11 protein-coding genes and 1 tRNA gene are annotated in these 18,225 nt (G+C 42.3%); 6 read left to right on the top strand and 6 right to left on the bottom strand.

Features of this window, described 5'->3' with window-relative positions:
* Positions 1-29 precede the first annotated feature (29 nt).
* Positions 30-995: a nucleoside hydrolase gene (locus HXT33_RS04485; protein WP_421786725.1), complete on the top strand. Its 966-nt coding sequence runs from the start codon at positions 30-32 to the stop codon at positions 993-995.
* Positions 996-1,202: 207 nt separating this feature from the next.
* On the opposite strand, the gene HXT33_RS04480 is transcribed toward HXT33_RS04485, so the two are convergent.
* Positions 1,203-2,954, bottom strand: a complete 1,752-nt coding sequence (locus HXT33_RS04480; protein WP_421786723.1) for an acetolactate synthase large subunit — start codon at positions 2,952-2,954, stop codon at positions 1,203-1,205.
* Positions 2,955-3,247: 293 nt separating this feature from the next.
* Between HXT33_RS04480 and HXT33_RS04475 the strand changes: the two genes are divergently transcribed.
* From HXT33_RS04475 to HXT33_RS04455, 5 genes are all read left to right on the top strand, one after another.
* Complete coding sequence (locus HXT33_RS04475; RefSeq protein ID WP_421786721.1) at positions 3,248-4,441, top strand: SLC13 family permease; 1,194 nt, start codon at positions 3,248-3,250, stop codon at positions 4,439-4,441.
* A gap of 177 nt (positions 4,442-4,618) precedes the next feature.
* Positions 4,619-4,691: transfer RNA gene (locus HXT33_RS04470), tRNA-Arg, on the top strand.
* Positions 4,692-5,579: 888 nt separating this feature from the next.
* Positions 5,580-8,234, top strand: a complete 2,655-nt coding sequence (locus HXT33_RS04465) for a hypothetical protein (RefSeq protein WP_421786719.1) — start codon at positions 5,580-5,582, stop codon at positions 8,232-8,234.
* A 219-nt stretch (positions 8,235-8,453) separates the two neighbouring features.
* A complete protein-coding gene (locus tag HXT33_RS04460) occupies positions 8,454-10,268 on the top strand; it encodes a SpaH/EbpB family LPXTG-anchored major pilin (RefSeq protein WP_421786717.1) in 1,815 nt (604 codons plus the stop codon).
* A gap of 611 nt (positions 10,269-10,879) precedes the next feature.
* A complete protein-coding gene (locus tag HXT33_RS04455) occupies positions 10,880-11,953 on the top strand; it encodes a class C sortase (protein ID WP_421786715.1) in 1,074 nt (357 codons plus the stop codon).
* On the opposite strand, the gene HXT33_RS04450 is transcribed toward HXT33_RS04455, so the two are convergent.
* The 5 genes from HXT33_RS04450 to HXT33_RS04430 form a co-directional block, all read right to left on the bottom strand.
* Complete coding sequence (locus tag HXT33_RS04450) at positions 11,899-12,303, bottom strand: Fur family transcriptional regulator (RefSeq protein ID WP_004126956.1); 405 nt, start codon at positions 12,301-12,303, stop codon at positions 11,899-11,901. The two genes, HXT33_RS04455 and HXT33_RS04450, sit on opposite strands and share 55 nt — an antisense overlap.
* Complete coding sequence (gene purK, locus HXT33_RS04445; RefSeq protein ID WP_421786713.1) at positions 12,300-13,502, bottom strand: 5-(carboxyamino)imidazole ribonucleotide synthase; 1,203 nt, start codon at positions 13,500-13,502, stop codon at positions 12,300-12,302. The genes HXT33_RS04450 and purK overlap by 4 nt, the downstream gene beginning before the upstream one ends.
* Positions 13,486-13,950: a 5-(carboxyamino)imidazole ribonucleotide mutase gene (gene purE, locus HXT33_RS04440; protein WP_373276886.1), complete on the bottom strand. Its 465-nt coding sequence runs from the start codon at positions 13,948-13,950 to the stop codon at positions 13,486-13,488. Before purE ends, purK begins: the two co-directional genes overlap by 17 nt.
* A gap of 114 nt (positions 13,951-14,064) precedes the next feature.
* Complete coding sequence (locus HXT33_RS04435; RefSeq protein WP_421786711.1) at positions 14,065-16,812, bottom strand: bifunctional lysylphosphatidylglycerol flippase/synthetase MprF; 2,748 nt, start codon at positions 16,810-16,812, stop codon at positions 14,065-14,067.
* 1 nt (position 16,813) lies between these two features.
* Positions 16,814-18,202: an alpha/beta hydrolase-fold protein gene (locus HXT33_RS04430; protein ID WP_032841783.1), complete on the bottom strand. Its 1,389-nt coding sequence runs from the start codon at positions 18,200-18,202 to the stop codon at positions 16,814-16,816.
* Positions 18,203-18,225: the final 23 nt, after the last annotated feature.

Raw genomic sequence — 18,225 nt, 5'->3', positions numbered from 1 at the left:
TCTATTAGTTGATGGGATATTTAGAATTTATGGAAAATCAAGGAATTTATTCTAAAAAGAAAATAATAATAGATACAGATTGTGGTTCGGATGATGCTATGGCAATTGCCATGGCTTTGAATGATCCTAGATATGAGATATTAATGTTTTGCACTGTATCGGGAAACGTGTGCATGGAACAAGCGACTATCAATACGCTTACTACTATCGAGCATGCTGGTTCATATGAGCCACCTGTATATAAAGGAAGCAGAAGCATGCTGTTGCGCGATTTGGCTTATGCTCATGAAACTCATGGTAGAGATGGAATGGGTGATATTGGTCTAGTGCCTCATCGTTTGAAAGAAAGTAATGGTAATGCTGTTTTGAAAATGATTGAAACTTTGAGAAACAGTGAAGATGGTGAAATAGACATTATTGCATTAGGGCCATTAACTAATATTGCTCTAGCTATTAAGGTTGATTATGAAGCGATGGAAAAAGTTGGTCGCATAGTCGTTATGGGATCTGCTGGTTTAGGCCGTGGAAATGTTTCTCCTGTAGCAGAATTTAATATTTGGCAAGATGCAGAAGCTGCAAAGATATTAGTTGATTCTGGTCTTAAAAATATTATGTTTGTTGGATGGGATGCATGCTTGGGAGAATGTATGCTGAATCCGCAAGAAATTGCTAATATTCGCAAAAGTGGAGAACTCGGTAAGTTCGCTATTGATTGTAATAGGGAATTAATGGAAATGAATGTTAGCCGTTTTGGGGATGCTTATTTAGATATGGCTGATCCATCTGCAGTTGCCGCTGCGTTATATCCTGAATGTATAAGCGAGTGCACAAAATATTATTGCCAAGTTGATGCAACCCCTGGACCAAGTTATGGCTCAGTTCTTGTTGATGCTAATTTCTTCTCTGGTAAAACTCCTAATGTTGAAATATGTAGTAGGCTTAATCCAGAAAAATATAAAAATTACATTTATCGTACTTTGCATGTTGTAGATTAGCAAAATTTGTTTTTACCAACATGCTTTCTATATAAATATACTTTAGTAGCTGACGCTACGCTCCAAATGCGAGATAGATTTCCCGCGTTTGGAGGGATTAGCTAAATAAAGCGCTCCAAATGCGAGATAAGTTGCGCACGTTTGGAGGGATTAGCTAAATAAAGCGCTCCAAACGCGAGACAAGTTGCGCACGTTTGGAGCGTATCGTCAGTTACTAAAGTCAATATCGCCGAGTTTTTCAATAAGCTTCATATTCTCGCTGTAATCAACTGGGCAAGAAATCACGTCAACGCCGCTTTCTTGCTCCAAAGCCGCGCGAAGCATATTGTACAAATCCTCTGGCTTTTTAACAGCATGTCCACGCGCACCAAAGCTTTCAGCCAATTTTGGCACGTCCGGATTATGGAAATCAACGTATTCGTGCTCGCCTGCGTGAAGCTCCATCTTCCACTTGATTAAGCCGTACGCGTTATCTTCCCAAACAAGAACAACCATGCGGCTTCCAACGCGCACAGCTGTTTCAATTTCCTGCACGTTCATCATAAAGCTTCCGTCGCCCATTACGGCCAAAACTGGTTTTGCGTTCATTTTGCCGCCAATATCGCGAATAAACGAAGCTCCAACAGCACCCGGAAGCGTCCAAGCCATAGTAGAAAGGCTGTTGTCTATTATGCAAGTATTCGGGTGCATAGTTGGGTACAAGCGTGCCATCCACATTTTCAAAGCGCCCGTATCTACAAGCACCTTCGTGCCTTCAGGAACAGCGCGGCGAATATCGTAAACTACTCGCTGCGGTTTCATTGGCATGCTTTCGTCGTTTTCGCAAGAATGTAATTCTTCCGTAAGTAGTTGTCTAATACGAGGGTGGCTTACGTCGAAAGTTACGTTGCGTGTCTTTAATACTTCTGTAAGAGTTTTAAGCGTTTGGCCAATATTTGCCATAATGTTCAGCGCAGTAGGGTAGTGCGCGTCGGTATCTTCCACAAAAGTATTGATGTGAATAATGGTTTTATCAATATTCGGGTTGATTTTTTTAGGATCAAACTGCTGAATTGAAAAACCTACGGCAATAATCAAATCAGCCGTGTCAAAAGCGAAGTTTTCGTAGTCGCGATGCATAAATCCAACGACGCCAAGCGCATTCGGATGATTATCCGGGAAAACGCCTTTTCCTTCAAAAGTAGTTGCAACTGGCACGTTAAGCTGCTCGGCAAAAGCAAGAAGCTGATCCTCAGCGTGAGAGCGCGCAACACCGTTTCCAGCCAAAATAATAGGCTGTTTTGCTTTACTAATAATTTTCGCAGCTTCTTCAATAGTGTCCGGAGCTGGCATAATATGCAGCGGATGTGGAAGTGGAAGAGGCTTCGCGTCTTCAGGCGCTTGCATTTCGCTAATATCTTCCGGAATAACAAGGCACGTGGCTCCCGGACGGTTTCGGCCGGCAATAGAGAAAGCTTTTCGAACCATTTCCGGCGCAGATTCTGGAGCAAGCATCATAGAAGACCATTGCGTAATCGGCTGGAAGAGTGCAACCAAATCAATAATCTGATGAGATTCCTTATAAAGCCTAGAAACATTACCTTGTGCGCAAATAGCAACAAGCGGCGTAGTGCTTGCGTTTGCTTGAGCTACAGGAAGAGTAAGATTTAGTGCGCCAGGGCCTAAAGTTGCCAAGCATACGCCCGGTTTTCCAGTAATATGAGCGTATGTTGCTGCCATAAAACCAGCGCCCTGCTCGTGGCGAGTAAGCACAAAACGAATGCGACCGTCTCGCTCAATCGCCTCAAGAAGCGGAATATTTTCCTCACCTGGAATGCCGAAAACTACTTCAACGCCTTCATTTACTAAGCATTCAACAATTAAATCTGCAGTGTTGCGCTTATGGTTTTCACGAAGATGCTTTTGGCGTGCGAGCTTTTGTTCAATCTTCTTACTTTCAGTTTCTTTTATTTCTGCCATATTCCGCTTCTTATGTAGCTATGTAGTTGTGTAGTTGTGTAGTTGTGTAGTTGTGTAGTCAACAAATTCTTTTCTACATAATATACTTATTCCTGTCTTTTGCGACATGCTTTGCTGATGCGCGTGTCACAAAAAAGGGCGGAATTTTGTGTTAGCTATTTTAGGCTAAATCATGCTATTAGTAGTTGCTAATTTATTGCTATTGCAACGATTTTGTCGGGAATTTAACCTGTTTGTGGGATTGGGTTTCTAGTATAATGGAAGCATTGTGTTTACTGCCTTACGGAGGAATGATGAAGCGCTGGCTGTTGAATCTGGTCAAGTGTGAAACCATTCTTATTGTTGCGGCAATTTTGGCAATTATTTCATGTTTTTTCGTGCCTCCTGATTCTCAATACTGGGGTTATATTCACGTAAATACTATTTCGCAGCTTATTTGCTTAATGATGGTTGTGTGTGGATTCCAGCGCATTGGTGTATTTCGTGCGATTGGTGCGCGTTTGCTAAGGCATGTTAGAACTGAGCGTGGGCTTGTGTTAGTGCTCATGTCTCTGACGTTTTTCTCGGCAATGTTTATTACGAACGATGTTGCTCTCGTAACTTTTGTGCCTTTTGCGCTTTCTGTGCTTGTTATGGCGAATGCTGAAAAACGTTCGATTCTTGTAATCACGCTTATGACTATTGGCGCGAATGTTGGCAGTATGCTAACCCCTATTGGCAATGCACATAACTTGTACTTAAAAGCGTTAACGCATATGTCTACTAAAGACTTTTTGAAGATTATGTCACCGTATACGGTTACGGCTGCGGTGCTTATGGTTGCGTTTGCTTTTGTGTTCTTTAAGTCTCGTAAGGTTGATCAGTTTGCTGGCTTGCACGGTGATGATATTGAGCAGAGTGTACTTGCTCCTTCGCATGGTCGTCCGCAGCCGGATGAGATTCGCGTTATGGGCTACGGCATGAGCTTTACTCGTTGGCGCGTTATTGTTTACAGCCTGCTTTTTGTGGTTTGCTTGTGTGGTGTTAGTGGTTGGATTCCGGATTGGATTATGGTTGTGATTATGGTGGTGGCTTTCCTTCTTTGCGACCGTCATGTGTTCCGTGTTCTTGATTGGGCTTTGCCGCTTACCTTTATTATGTTCTTTATTTTTATTGGCAATATGCGAAGAGTTCCGGGCTTTAGTGATTTTGCACAAATGTGGGTTGGGTCGCATCCTATGGAAGTTTCTATTGCTTCAAGCCAGTTTATTAGCAACGTGCCGACGACGATTTTGCTTTCTGGATTCTGTGATCAGTGGAAGATGCTGATTATTGGTACGAATCTTGGTGGAATGGGTACGCTTATTGCTTCTATGGCTTCGCTTATTTCTTACAAGGGAATTACACATCAGTATCCTGAGCATAGGGGACGTTATTTGCTTACGTACACGATTGTGAACGTTTTCTTCCTTGCTGTGTTAATGTCACTTGCATGGATTATTGAGTAGTGTTTGCTTAATTTTTGCAGTGACGTTTTGTAAATAGGATTTTTGCAAGTTTTATATGTGACTTTTATATGTGACTTTTATAGGCGACTTTTTAGGTGACTTTTATAGGCTATTTCTGTTATTTTCTGTTTTTAAGGCGCGTTGATAGTGCCGTTTTGGTATAATAGCCATTTGTTTGCCTCTGTAGCTCAAAGGATAGAGCAACGGCCTTCTAATCCGTTGGTTGCGCGTTCGAGTCGCGTCGGGGGCACGATTAAATCTTGAAACGGTGTTTGGGCTGTGGCATAGTGCAATCCAAACACCGTTACTAATTCAGTCAACCAACTGAGAAAATAACGGTAATCACCCAAATACTGTTAAAAACTCAGTCAACGAACTGAGAAAATAACGCTGATAAGCCTAACACTGTTAAAAACTCAGTCAGTTAACTGATGCATTAACGCTCACAACATCGTTAGAACACCACGGCCTTAACCTCAAAGGTGAATTTTTAATTTATTTCGTTTATAACAGAAACAAGTGTAAGAAACGATAAATTTATCGACTATAATCGAAAGCTATAACCGAGAGTGTAATTGAATCTATATTGAGCTTTTGTCTCGTGGTTTTCAAGTTCAAGTTGGTCGTATTAACAATCAAGAAATCGAATTCATTGCTACTATGTTTCGCTATGGCTATTATTAAAGGGTTTAATAAGCAAGCGTAAGTGCGATGTTTCATTGTTTTCCTTGCGAATTGGCGAGTTTTCATTCCGACGATTGGCCTACAATCCGGATAAAAGGTGTTATAAAAATCTATAATTTAGCTGTGCATTGTTTTGGAAAAGTGAATATGCTAGGGGGTCACGCAAAACTGGTGACCCCTGCTAACAGCAATCAACACTTCCTATAGTGAAGTGAGCTTGTCGTACATATAAGCATATACAAATTTGGTTAATTTTACAAATTTTATTATTATGTGTTTTTAATAATTTTTCAATATAAAAACATGTTACAAACACAATTATTATTAGTAGTCTAATTGCTTTAAATTGCTAAAAGTATTGGTGCGAGTTGAAAAATTTGGATTATGAGCCAAAAATTTCCTGGGGGGGGGGGTATAGTATTTAAGGCTCGGTATGCAGGGAGGAGATGCGTCGATGAGTGATTTACATCGCAATAGCTGTTTCCTTCGATTCTTGCGCTCAATTTGCAGTAAAACAGCGTGCGCTCGCCGCGCGATTGTTGCTCTTTTTGTTGCCGTTGCTACGATTCTTGCCACTTTTATGATTATGCCATCCGCCTCTATGGGCGCTAGCCAGCAGGGCGAGCCTAAACAGGCGCAAACTCAAGACGAAAAGCCTGAGAATAAGACTGCGGAAACTGCTGGAGCGCCTGCAAAAAACGGATCCGCTGCAAGCGGTGAAACTGCTGCAAAGGGCGATGCTGGCGATTCTAAGACTGTAGACCCTAAAAATCCGCAACCTTCTACCAATCCAGATGCCCCTAATGCAGACCACGCCCAAAACGTTGATTCAACGCAGAAGCAAAACAATGCTGTAGAAGGCGATAAAAAAGTTGCTGACAAAGATGTCGCTAAAGACACTGATAAAGGCGCTAAAAAAGATGATGCTGCAAATAAATTGCGTCGGCAAAAGCGTGAGCTGGGCAACACTCGCGCCGCCGCGGACAGTACTCCGCTTCCGAAAGAGTGCAGCGATGCTGGCATAACAGAACTCGCAAAATGCTATGTAGCAGAGTATTTTTATACTATTAAAAAGAAAAATAAGGTTACAAATAAAAAATCTATTACAATAAACAACATAGGTGAATCTCATACTATAACGCCAGTGTTTCGTCGTGTTAAGAAAATTAATAATAAGGGTATTCCGGCAATAGACGACAAAACAGACGCATCTAGTAGTGTTAAAGGCCTTATTGAAAGTTTTTCTTTAGAGAGACTTTCAACTGAAAGTACTGCACTTGAGTCAAATGTAGAAAATAATGATTTTGTTAAAGTAGATCCTACTTCTGGCGAAATTAAAATACATGCTAATAAATGGTTGAATAATGGCAGTTATTATGTGTTTGTAAAGGTAAAATATAAAGACAATTCTACTCTTACTCGTTCGCAATGGTGCACTAATAGCTGTAGTCCTTCATATAATAAATATTCACGCTTTAGTATACAGATTAGATACAAAAATCCTACGAATGATGTTTTATCGTTAAAGGTTTATAATCACCAGGAACAAGATACAGATCGTGCTGAAGTTGATGAAAAGAAAGGTGTTACTTTTACTTCGGGTGAAGACGGAAGATTTAGCCCAATAACTCCGATTTTTATTGACACTACATCTTCTAAGAGGCCAAATCTTATTTATCATCGCATGGTTTGCCATAAAGACGGAGATGAAACTAAAGATAGTGGTTACTACCTTAATTCAATTAATGGCTTAACTCTTAGTGCTAGTGCTAGTTCAACTGGTCAAACTACACAAAAGCAGTGGAAGCATGTTCCAGGAGTTCGCCCAGCTAACGATACACTTAGCGAGTCTAGTGGCAACTTATATGAAAGTGATGATATTATCGAGCGCTCGCAAAGCTGGATTGCAGGCACGCCTAAAGAGGCTGGAACTTTTATATGCAAAGTTCTTGCGCTTAAGGATATTAAAGTATCATCAAGTACGATTAAAGTCGATACTCCCACATTTGTTCAAGTATTTGATAGCAAAATTAACGATAATAAAAGTACACTTAAACAGGATCTTTTTAATGAGAAAGTAAAAGTGGAAAAGATATTCAGTGCGTATGCTCCGCAACCTGATTCCACTGACGCTCCGCCTTATAACCCGTATGGCATTTTTGAATCGGGTACATATAAAAGAGGGAAAGTCTGGGACGTTAAGACCATTAAGATTGAGGTGAAGTCGAATAAAAAGCAGCAGCTTGTGGTTGGGGATAATGATCTTACGCTGAAAGTGTATCCGTTTAGAAATGGCGATGGTTCGTTGCCGACGGCGTTGTCTGACAAGAATAACAAGATTTCTGCAATGCTCGGTATGGAGCTTAAGCCGTTTGTTGATGCTACTTCTGCGGCGGATAGCAAGAATAAGATTACGCTGCGCGTGCTGTGCAAAGGCGAGAAGAAGAATGCTGCTGGTGGTGGTTCTTCGGCTGGAGGTACTGGCTCTGCTGGAAGTGGCTCTGCTGGAAGTGGCTCAAGTGGCGATACTAGCGGTACTGGCTCGACTGGTGCTAATACTGGCACTGGTTCGCAAATTAATAAGCCTTCTGAATCGTCGCAATCTGCGGAAGCTACTTGGAGCAGCAATCCTGCATGGCTTGGGTTGAGTGTGCCTGAGGATACGGAGCAAAATACGTGCAACTCTAATAAAGAAGGAGAGACGACTTGTGCGTCGGCTGATCCAAATAAAAAAGTGGCTGCGCGAACTGATAAGGAAGTGAGCATAAAGCCGACTAAGGTTGGCGATTACAAGTGCGTTGTGTATGCGCTTAAGCCTGAAGCGCTTGATAAGTTCAATGCAGAAGTAGTTAAAAACGACGTAACGCCAGAGAAAATATCCGCTGCCTTTGCGGCCGCGAAGCTAACAGCCAACAAAAATCTTGCAAAGTTGACTATTAACATTCACGTGCGAGAAACATCTGACTTGTTGCCGCACACAGGCGAGTGGAATTGGAACTTGCAGCTGGGTGCTATAGCTGCCGTAATGGTGAGCGTGCTTGCCGCAGGATTTGTGGCAAGTCAAAGTGACTCATACAGAAAACTATTTTACGAAAGGCGGCGATGCTAATGTGAAAGCTGCCTACGTAATCGAAGAACAAAACAAAACATAAAATAAACGCACAAACAAGTGCCGAATGGGTGCACAAACAAGTGCTTAGCAAGCACAAACAAGGCTCAATCGGTACGCAAACACACAGTAACAAAACACACAGTAACAAAACATAAAACACAAAAACAAAACAACTTATTCAAACTGCTCTTAAGAGCATCGAGTAAAGGAGAAAAGATGAATAAACTAACAAACAAGTGCGTGGCGGCGATTGCGTCGCTCGCGATGGCTGGCACGCTGTGCGTTGCTGGCGCCGTCACCATGGCCGACGTCGCGTGGGCGGCTGTTCCTCCAATTCGCCAAAACCCTCATAATCCTTCTAGTCAGCCTGGTGGTGATACTGGTGGGCAGCAGGGTTTAGCCCCGTGGGATGCGCAAAATAAGACAACAACTGGTAGCATCACCATCGTAAATTGCGATGCAAAGGAAGTGAAAGACTCTGAAGGAAGTTCTAAGTGTGATAAAGGTCATGCGCCTCTTAATGGTGCAAAGTTCACTCTTACACCAATCAAGAAGATTGGCGATACTGAGCTTAAGGCTGATGATTTCAAGAATGCAGACACTTGGTCCAAGATTGCTACCACAATTGATGCTTTGAATCGCGGCAAAGAGAAGGAAGCAAAGATTGAGCTTGATATGACTCAAGCTAATATAAAGACTGCAGAGGTTACCAACGGCGAAGCGAAGTTTGAGAACGTTCAACTCGGCTTCTACAAGGTTGAAGAAACCAACATGCCTACTACTGGCAACTACGGTGCAAACGACATGACTGTGTTCTACATGACTTTGCCAATGCTTAAGCCAACAAAGTCTGCTGATGGAAATTCCTATAGCACTACTTACGAATACAAGCCTGTTGTAAAGATTAAGAACAAGGATCTTTCTAGCGCAATCACAAAGGTTTTCAGCACCGAAAAAGGCAGCAACGCCGTTTCGGTTAATGATGATTTTAAGTACGAGATTAGTTCGGAAGTGAATCATCCTACTGGCAAATTGGACGCAAGCAGTATTCAGGACTACATGGTATTCGATGATGCTCCAACTGAGGCGTTTGCAAATATTACGGACGCTGCTGTTGAGTCTGTGAAAGTTGATGGAGTTAATGATCCTCTTGAAAAGACGAAGGATTACACTGTTGAAGTTAAGAAGAACGAAACTACATCGGCTATTGCAACTGATACAGACGACAAGGGTCTCGAAGGTGGTCGCACCCGTATCTTAGTCAAGTTCACTAAAGATGGCTTAGGTAAGATTGCAGGTGCTTTGAATAAGGCTCAAAAAGACAAGAAGGACGAACCTAAGGTTCACGTTACAGTTTCGTTCAAGTTAAGTGATAGCTATAAGGGTACTACTGATAACAAGAACGAGATTAAGAACAAGTCTGGCTTCTTTAAGTCTCATGATGATAACGCCGCTAAGGATCCGGATCCAGTTATTTCTGGCGATGAGGATAAAGGTGGTACTTCGGTTGTTAAGCTTGGCTTACTTCAGGTAAACAAGTATGACAAGAAAACTCCTACCACCAAGCTTCCTGGCGCTGTATTCAAGATCTTCAACTCCGAAACAAAGGCAGAAGCCTGCAAGACTGCTTTGCTTAATCGTGCTGCTGGTAATACTGATGTTCCTGATGAGTGCTCTGATAGCAATGCTTCCAAGAACTTCACTGGAACTACAAACGATCAAGGTAAATTTGCAACTGATCAAAAGGTTATAGCTGGCAGAATGGTTTACCTCGTTGAGGTTACTGCTCCTACTGGCTATGTTTTAGCTGATGAGATTAGGGGTGTAACTGTTGAAGAAGGAAAAACAACAACAGTTGACTTCCCTAATACCAAGATTAGTGATCTTGACATTGATTCCTGGTTCAACCTTCCTGCAACTGGTGCTGCTGGCGTGATTATTTTCGCTGTTGCTGGCATGGGCTTGATTGCAGCAAGTGTGTTCCTCTACATGCGCAATCGCAAGGAAGAAGAACAGCAGCAGAACGCTTGATCTGCTTTCTAAAGCTGGTCTTGTAGTCTAATGGCAAGTGTGAGTCTAGGGTTTACTTAACTAAATCCTAGACTCATATTTGTGAGGTAGAGATTTTAATATTTTTCGTACAGAGCGAGTAGCCGACTAGAGACACTAACGCAGCTTTGCAGTATTGCTCTGCTAACGTTGTTAGTGTAGCTTTGCAGTATTGCTTCTGCGAACAGTGACTATTTGTTGCTTAGTGAACTTTAATAGTATTGCTCTGCAGAAGTTGAGTGTTTATTGCCTAGAGAGCACTAGCATTCATGCTGCTGCACACTCCACACCAGGCACTCCTACCACACCAAAAAATAACGGTGGGTTAATTAACGAGTGAGGGGTAGGTGTTGCTTGGTCGAGCAATATAAAAGCGGAGCGATAGTAATATCTTTTTGATAAATAACTATTTTTGAAAGAAAGTAAGTAAAAAACTAAACTTAACTATGCAACCGCTAAGTCTAAGTAAGGTATAAGAGCGTAGCGCTGCGAGACAAGTAACACCCACCCCTCACAGCCACATTTCATATCTATCGCTCATAACCACATAACTCAACCAATCTAAAACAAATAATCCAACGAACCGAGGAAGCATGAAATTAAACAGCGCTGTTACGAAAGTATATGCTTTCTTCAAGCACCCCACGTCACAACAATCACCACAACAATCACCACAACCAGCACCAAAAAAGCCTAAGTCGCATTTGCGCCGCATTTTAGAACCAATCGCGCTGGCAGTCGCCGCAATATTATGCTTCACGTATCCAGTGGCGTCTACGCTGTGGAATAACAACGCATCTAAGCAGCTTTCTGCCGCTTACGACAAGCTTAGCCGCGAGCAGCCTAAAGATGCGCGTGCAGTTAGCTTAGATAAGGCGCGTGAGTATAACGCGCATCGTAGCGCGATTTTTACGGCGGACCCTTATAATGGCACGGAAGATTTTAAGAAAACGCCTGAGTATAAGGATTATGAAAAGCAGTTAGATGAGCCGATGGGCATTATGGGAATCGTAAAAATCCCTAAAATCGGTGTAAAGCTGCCTATTTATCACGGCAGTTCGCAGGATGTTTTAGCGTATGGCGCGGGTCATTTGTATGGCACGGATTTGCCAGTTGGTGGCAAAAACAGGCATGCTGTTATTACGGCGCATACGGGTTTGCCGCATGCAACTATGTTTGACGACTTAATCTACCTTAAAAAAGGCGATTTCTTCTATTTTGATGTGCAAGGTAAAACCTTAAGATATAGGGTGTTTCGCATTAGCGTTGTTGATCCGAATGATATTAGGCTTATTCAGCGCGAGAAGGGGCGCGATTTGGCTACGCTGCTTACTTGCACGCCGTACGGTGTGAACTCGCAGAGGCTGCTTGTGACTGGCTACCGTGTGCTGCCGGATCCTGTTAAGCCGCCTGACGATCATTTGCAGTGGCCGCTTTGGATGACGCTGTTTGTTATTGCGCTTGTTGGTTGTGCTGTGATTTTAACTACTATGATTGTTGCAACAATTTCCGCGCGCAAAAATAAGAGGAATATTCGCGGAAGGCATTTGCCTAATGCGTCTAATGCGTCTAATGCGTCTAATGCGTCTAATTCGGAGCGTTTGTTAGCGCGCTACTTATCTTCATTGCGGCAGTTTTCGCACAAGCCAAAAACTTCTAGCGTGTGATCAACAACCGTGTATCCGTGAGATTCAGCTATTTTATGAATCCACCCTTCGTCATCGGGTGGTTCAATATCAACTGTTTTTCCGCAGCGTTCGCACACTAAATGGTGATGGTGTGTGTTTTCGTCGCAAATGCGGAATAATTGCTGACCGTTAAAGCGCACAGTGTCTACTTCGCCGCTTTGAGTTAGTGCGTTAAGCTGACGATAGACTGTGGCCAAGCCAATGATCTCGCCGTCTTTTGCCAAAAGTCTGTGCAAATCTTGTGCAGAAACAAAATTGCGAGATTCGCGCAAATAGGAGAGTACGATTTCTTTTTGTCGAGTGTGACGACGTACAGGTTCGCTAGTCATCTCGAATCCTTTCGTTGTTCATCACAGTATTCAAGTTCGTCATCCCAGCAGCCTGTTGAATCTAATGCTGCCGCGGCTTCAACTGGGTCGTCGCTTAGTACTGTAATATGACCCATTTTGCGGTTCTTTCTAACTTCCGCTTTGCCGTAGTCGTGCACGTGCCATTCTGGATGCTCTAAAATAAGTGAGCGTACAGGAGCCACATGCTGTCCGAGCACATTTACCATAACAGCAGGGGAAAGTAGGCGAGGCTTCTTCAAAGGCCATCCAACAATTCCGCGAATATGAGCTTCGAACTGATTCATATCGCAAGCTTCAATCGTATAATGCCCGGAATTGTGTGGACGTGGAGCAAGCTCGTTTACTACTACTTGATTATCTTTAGTAATAAAAAGCTCAATTCCCAACGTTCCTGCGAGCTCAAATCCGCGAGCTAATCTTAAAGCTAATTCGTGCGCCGCATGCTCAACTTGTGGATCAACTACTGCCGGAGCCAAGGTCATGTGCAAAATACTATTGTGATGCACGTTTTTTACAAGAGGATACGTTACAAAGTCTTTGCCGTTTCCGGAAACAAGAATAGAAGCTTCAAAAGCAAAGTCAACGAAACCTTCGAGAATTGAAGGTGGGAATTTGCCGCCGCGATCTGCGCGGTGGTGAATATTTGCAACGTCTTCTTCTGTGCGCAAAACATCCTGACCGTGACCGTCGTAGCCGCCTCGACGAGTTTTCAAAATTGCTGGCAAGCCTATTTCGTCAATAGCAGTATCTAAATCGTCAAGATTATTTACTTCGCGCCATTTAGCTGTTTTGATTCCGTGGCTATTAATAAACGTTTTTTCGCTTACTCTATCTTGCGTAACTCGCAACAAGTCTGTGCCTTGAGGAATAGCAGTAAGATGACGAACTTTATCGAGTGCATCCGCATTTACGTTTTCAAACTCGTATGTTAGTACGTCGCAACGTTCGGCAAGTTCGCGCAAGCCTTCTGGGTCGTCGTAATTAGCTTCAACCTGTAAATCTGCTACTTGGAACACTGGGCAGTCAAGAGTTGGGTCAAGAACGCCAATTCTAAAGCCCATGTGGCGAGCTGCAATAGCCATCATGCGCCCTAACTGGCCGCCGCCAATAATTCCAATAGTAGAGCCTGGCATTAAGCGTTCAACAGCGCCGTTAGTTACTTCAGATAAGGTTGGCATTGGATTCCTCAACTTTCGCTTTGAGTTCTTCGCGATATGTTGCGAGCTCTTCTGCAAGACGCTCGTCGGTTGTGCTTAGAATACTTACTGCAAGCAAGCCTGCGTTTGTTGCTCCAGAATTTCCAACTGCAGTTGTTGCAACAGGAATACCTCCTGGCATTTGCACAATTGAAAGCAAAGAATCCCAGCCCGAAAGTGCGTGAGATTTTACTGGCACGCCTATAACAGGAAGCGTGGTTTGTGCTGCAATCATTCCAGGCAAGTGAGCTGCTCCACCTGCTCCGGCAATAATAATATGGAATCCTTCTTTACGAGCATTGTGCGCAAAGTCTGCCATAAGTTCTGGCGTACGATGTGCAGAAATAACTCTTTTCATGTAAGGAACTTGGAATTTATCTAGGATTTCACAAGCGTTACGCATAGTTTCCCAATCGCTTGAGGATCCCATGACGACAGCAACGGTTGGCTTTATTTCTAACACGATGAACCTCCCTGACGTGCAATTGCTACTTTACGCAACACTAGGGAGAACTCGCCGAAGTTTTATGCAAAACTTAACAAATTATTTGTTAAGTTCACTTGTTTTTGGCCGTAATGATTTAGCCATTTCCAAGATTTGTTTTGCACTAGCTTCAGGTAAGTAAGCGTGTGTTACAGCCAAAGATATTTGTGCAAGTTTTGCAGAATCCAAATAGCATACGTAAACTGAGCTAGCTTCCGGCTGGAACTTCTTTTTGAAGAAGTAAAGCGATTTGAATCCGTAAGCAGGTTCCAAAATATCGGACATCATTGCCAGAGCATGGTTAATAACATTTGAAGATTGTTGAGAATCTGCTATTGTTGCGTTTTCAGCGTCGTTGTTTTCGCTTTCTGCATTTTTACTGTCTGTGTTTTTACTGTCTGCGTTTTCGCCGATTCCTGCCAAAGGTGCTGCAGATAAGCTCATAAATTCAACAGCAGATTCAGGATTTTCTAATCCCTCATCGCGCAAGCGTTCTGCCATTCTTGCAATCAGCAATTCCATAATTCCGTTTGGGCTATCTGTGCGATGCCGCATAAAATCAAGCGTCCATCCAATAATTTTATGATTTCTATAAGTAGGCATCCAGCTTGTTACGCCCAGTACGCGCTCATTTTCGTCGATTGCGTACAGTATTTTTACGCGCTCGTCTTGAAGCTCATCCAAGCCACCCAAAGTAAATTTCATTTCCGGAAGGGATTTAAGCTCAGCCCACTCTTCCGAAATTTCAACAATCTGCTGCTGAACGTCAAAAGAAGCTTGTTTATAGGTTGTTAAAATATCGCTTATTCCATCTCGTTTTGCTTTATTAATAGCGGTACGAATATCTTGCCATTTTTTGCCGCGAGTCTGCCACTTACTTGGGTCTACAAGCATATCTGTTCCAACTTTAATAGACGTAAAACCAAGCTTTTCTAACTCTTGACGCACATTCTCATGAACTGCGTAAAATGCTGGAGACCACGAGTTTTTTTCGCATAAGTTAATAAATCCACGAAGATCTTGCTTGTATTCTTTAGAATCTCCAAAAGGTCCTGTAAGAGTAAGTGCAATATCGTAGTTTAAGCGGTAGGCTATTGCGGATTTTCCGCTTGGGGAGAACCAATAATGGTTATTTGGCCAAGTTGTCATAAAGCTCATAGTGTTTCCGCCAAGTTCCACAAGTGAGCTTGCTTTTTCTCTATCTTTTTCGTTGGTTGAAATTTTGCTCCTAAACCATGTAAAGCAAACTATAAAAAGAACAGCCCAAAATATTACGCCAACAGATTGCGCTAATGCTGAAGATAGCGGTGTTTCCGTGCGAAGCATTGCGTTAGAACGATTTCCAAAGCCCATAGGCATCCATCGTCCAGGTAAATCTCGCAAAAGATGATGAATGTTTGCAATAGGCTTAAAGTTGTCTGCTATCATAAGGCCAAAAGTTACGTAGCCTACAGCTGTAATCCACAGCGTTACAATAATTGCGACTAATCCTACGCGAACTTGAAAACGGCTTGTAGTAATCGAAAAATGCTTAAGATTAATAGCAAGAAGAATAGTCATAAGCAGAGGTGGAAGAGCAGTAAGCATAAACGCAACAGCTACTGCATTATGCTGGTGTAATGAAATATGCTGATTTGTTGCAATAAGCGGCAAAATTGTAAAGTACATTCCAGCATAAAGCACAGTAATTGCGTTAATAATAATGGAAGTCCACGCTGCAAGCTTACGCCCGCGTAACATTCCCCATGCAATAATCAGCATAGTTACAATCGGAAGAAGAATACGAATCCACACTCCGCCAATAGCCGCGTGATGCAATCCAGAATGAAGTAAGCAACTATTTGCACTGTAATTACTAATGCAACGAGTAACCCACGGTTTTGAACCCATTTGTGGAGCCATAAAAAGTCCAAGAGTGGTAAGAATGCCGGCGTGTGAGCGCGAAGATAATGCTAATAATGGTCCGAGAGCAATAATTCCTTGAGCGTATGCAAAAAGCTTTCGAATCTCGTAATCTGTGCCTTTCCACCAGTTTGCGCTATGCTTTATTCCTTTTGGCTTGCACACAATATTGCCAATAATATGGCCTGTAAGAGCAGCAATAATAGTGCAATAGTCTCCAGGATTTCCACTATAAAGCATCATTGCAGAAGTAACAGCGTAGCCGATTACAAGCATTCGCCTATGCCACAAAATCGATTCGTTGGCAGAAGATGCCATAAACGCGCCAATAAACAGCGTAAATGGTGACAATCTTATAGGGATTCTAGTAATCCAATGCATGTTGCTAATAAGTATAGAAAGATTGCCAATGATTGTCAGACCAACAACTATTCCAATTAGCGTACTAGATACAGCAATAGAAACAATATGAAGTCTGCTTATGCGAGTTTCCGCAACACCTATGAGAATAATAACGAGGAAACAGTTGACTAAAAGTGAAGGCATGCTGTTTACGAAAACAAGCGAGTGGCAGATTTTTAGCAGCAGCTCCGACATGTTTGCGTGGCCGAAGAGGAAGCTAGATCCTTTTGAGGGATGGTGTCGCATAAAAAGTTGTGCAAGAGTTGCGTTTGTGCCGTAAGTGTATATGTGCATTAATGTTCTTGTAAACCAATGTGCGAAATTTATAACAATAAAAATGCATGTGATTGTAAGAGCAAAAACGCGCTGGCGAAGCCAGGAAATAAAGTCGTGCAGAAAAACTCTAATATGGCTAGATGTTTGATTGCTGCTACGGTCTAAGCTTTTTTGTTGACCATCTTCCTGGCTTCTGAGCTTATGCTTATTGAAAAAAGACAGTGCCATATTAGTCTCGATTCACTTTTTTATGAACAAGAATTTTTACATTCGGATACGTATTTAGATTTGGAACAGTTTTTGAAATGCCTGTTTGCTTGCAGAAAAGATCAAGAACTACTTTCAATCCTGCTTTTACGGTATGCCAATCGTGTCCAGAATTTTTAGCGAGCATTGTTAAAACGTTAATACCTGCGCTGTGTGCGCTTAAAGCAATAGTTGCCTGATTTGCTTGAGATTTAGGATCCCAATAGCCTGCAATAGCATAATAGTTTTGTTTTAGCGGAGCGTTTTTTCGCATTATTTTACTAGGAACGTGACGCTCGTATGCTGAAGTATTTCCGTTAAAGTAGCGTTTAATTGTTTCTTGACGGTTTTGATACGTTGGTTCTAGTTCGCCGCCGGCAGAATACATGCTTCTAAAAATATTCGGATGCGCTGGAACTAATTGAGTAGCGCAAGTTCCGCCTTGAGAAAAGCCTCCCATAAGCCACATGCTTGGGTCTTTGCTTACTGGAAGATTTTTGCGAATCCAGTTAGGCACGTCGCGAATTAAATACGTTTCTGCTTTGCCGTAAACTCCAGTATCTGCACAAAGTGAGTTATGTGTCGCTTCGCCGTTTTGATCTGGGGCTACAACAATAGGGGCTAAGCCTTTATGAGATTTTGCGTAATCGTCTAAAGTTTCAGCAATGTCGCTGGCTGCAAAGAAGTGATTTGGGCTACCGGGCTGTCCTGCTAGCATAACCATAACTGGAAGCTTTGGTGGATGCTTTACAAGCGCTGCAGGAGGCAAATAAACGTTTGCTGTGCGAGCTTTGAACTTTGAGTATGTGTTAGGAATGTGTGCTGAGCGAAGAATACCTTTTTTAGGCATTTTTGGAAGCTTATTTTGTTTTGCTAAACTGTACCATTCTTCAATGCTTGCAGTAGCGGATTTTTCTTTATTAACTTCAAGCTTTGGGAAATTACCCATTCCAAAAATTGATCCAAGTGTTGTGTATTCGCCGTAAACCATATCAACTCTTAAAGCTGTGCTAATAAGAGTTAAAACAATAGCAATAACAGCAATTAGTCGTTTCCAACCTTTAGTGAACACGAATGCTGTGCCGGCAAAGCCAACAAGAGCAAATCCTATTGCAACGCAAATAATAACAAGCCAACCGAGGCTTACTCCGAACACAAGGAATACGTCTGAAATTAGCCAAGCAATCAATCCGCCAACTATGAAAAATATGCTTGCAACACCTAGCTGTATAAGCAGGTTTATTATGCTAAATAAGTGTTTTGAACGTTTTGATTTAGTGAAAATCAGCACGAATAAAGTTAAGCCGGTTAAACTAAATAAGCTTGTTGGTAACCAGCCTTGCAAAAGACTTATTTTTGCCAATTGCAGCATGCTTGAATCCTACACTTTCTTGC

The organism is Gardnerella sp. DNF00753, assembly GCF_049244275.1.
Taxonomy (GTDB): domain Bacteria; phylum Actinomycetota; class Actinomycetes; order Actinomycetales; family Bifidobacteriaceae; genus Bifidobacterium; species Bifidobacterium greenwoodii.
Note: the sequence above shows the minus strand (reverse complement) of the source record. Positions and strands in the feature narration are given on the sequence as shown.

Coding starts and splice junctions, on each gene's coding strand:
- HXT33_RS04450 (WP_004126956.1), bottom strand. CDS start 12,303: ATGACTAGCGAACCTGTACGTCGTCACACTCGACAAAAAGAAATCGTA.
- HXT33_RS04485 (WP_421786725.1), top strand. CDS start 30: ATGGAAAATCAAGGAATTTATTCTAAAAAGAAAATAATAATAGATACA.
- HXT33_RS04460 (WP_421786717.1), top strand. CDS start 8,454: ATGAATAAACTAACAAACAAGTGCGTGGCGGCGATTGCGTCGCTCGCG.
- HXT33_RS04455 (WP_421786715.1), top strand. CDS start 10,880: ATGAAATTAAACAGCGCTGTTACGAAAGTATATGCTTTCTTCAAGCAC.
- HXT33_RS04430 (WP_032841783.1), bottom strand. CDS start 18,202: ATGCTGCAATTGGCAAAAATAAGTCTTTTGCAAGGCTGGTTACCAACA.
- purE (WP_373276886.1), bottom strand. CDS start 13,950: ATGGGATCCTCAAGCGATTGGGAAACTATGCGTAACGCTTGTGAAATC.
- HXT33_RS04465 (WP_421786719.1), top strand. CDS start 5,580: ATGAGTGATTTACATCGCAATAGCTGTTTCCTTCGATTCTTGCGCTCA.
- HXT33_RS04480 (WP_421786723.1), bottom strand. CDS start 2,954: ATGGCAGAAATAAAAGAAACTGAAAGTAAGAAGATTGAACAAAAGCTC.
- HXT33_RS04435 (WP_421786711.1), bottom strand. CDS start 16,812: ATGGCACTGTCTTTTTTCAATAAGCATAAGCTCAGAAGCCAGGAAGAT.
- purK (WP_421786713.1), bottom strand. CDS start 13,502: ATGCCAACCTTATCTGAAGTAACTAACGGCGCTGTTGAACGCTTAATG.
- HXT33_RS04475 (WP_421786721.1), top strand. CDS start 3,248: ATGAAGCGCTGGCTGTTGAATCTGGTCAAGTGTGAAACCATTCTTATT.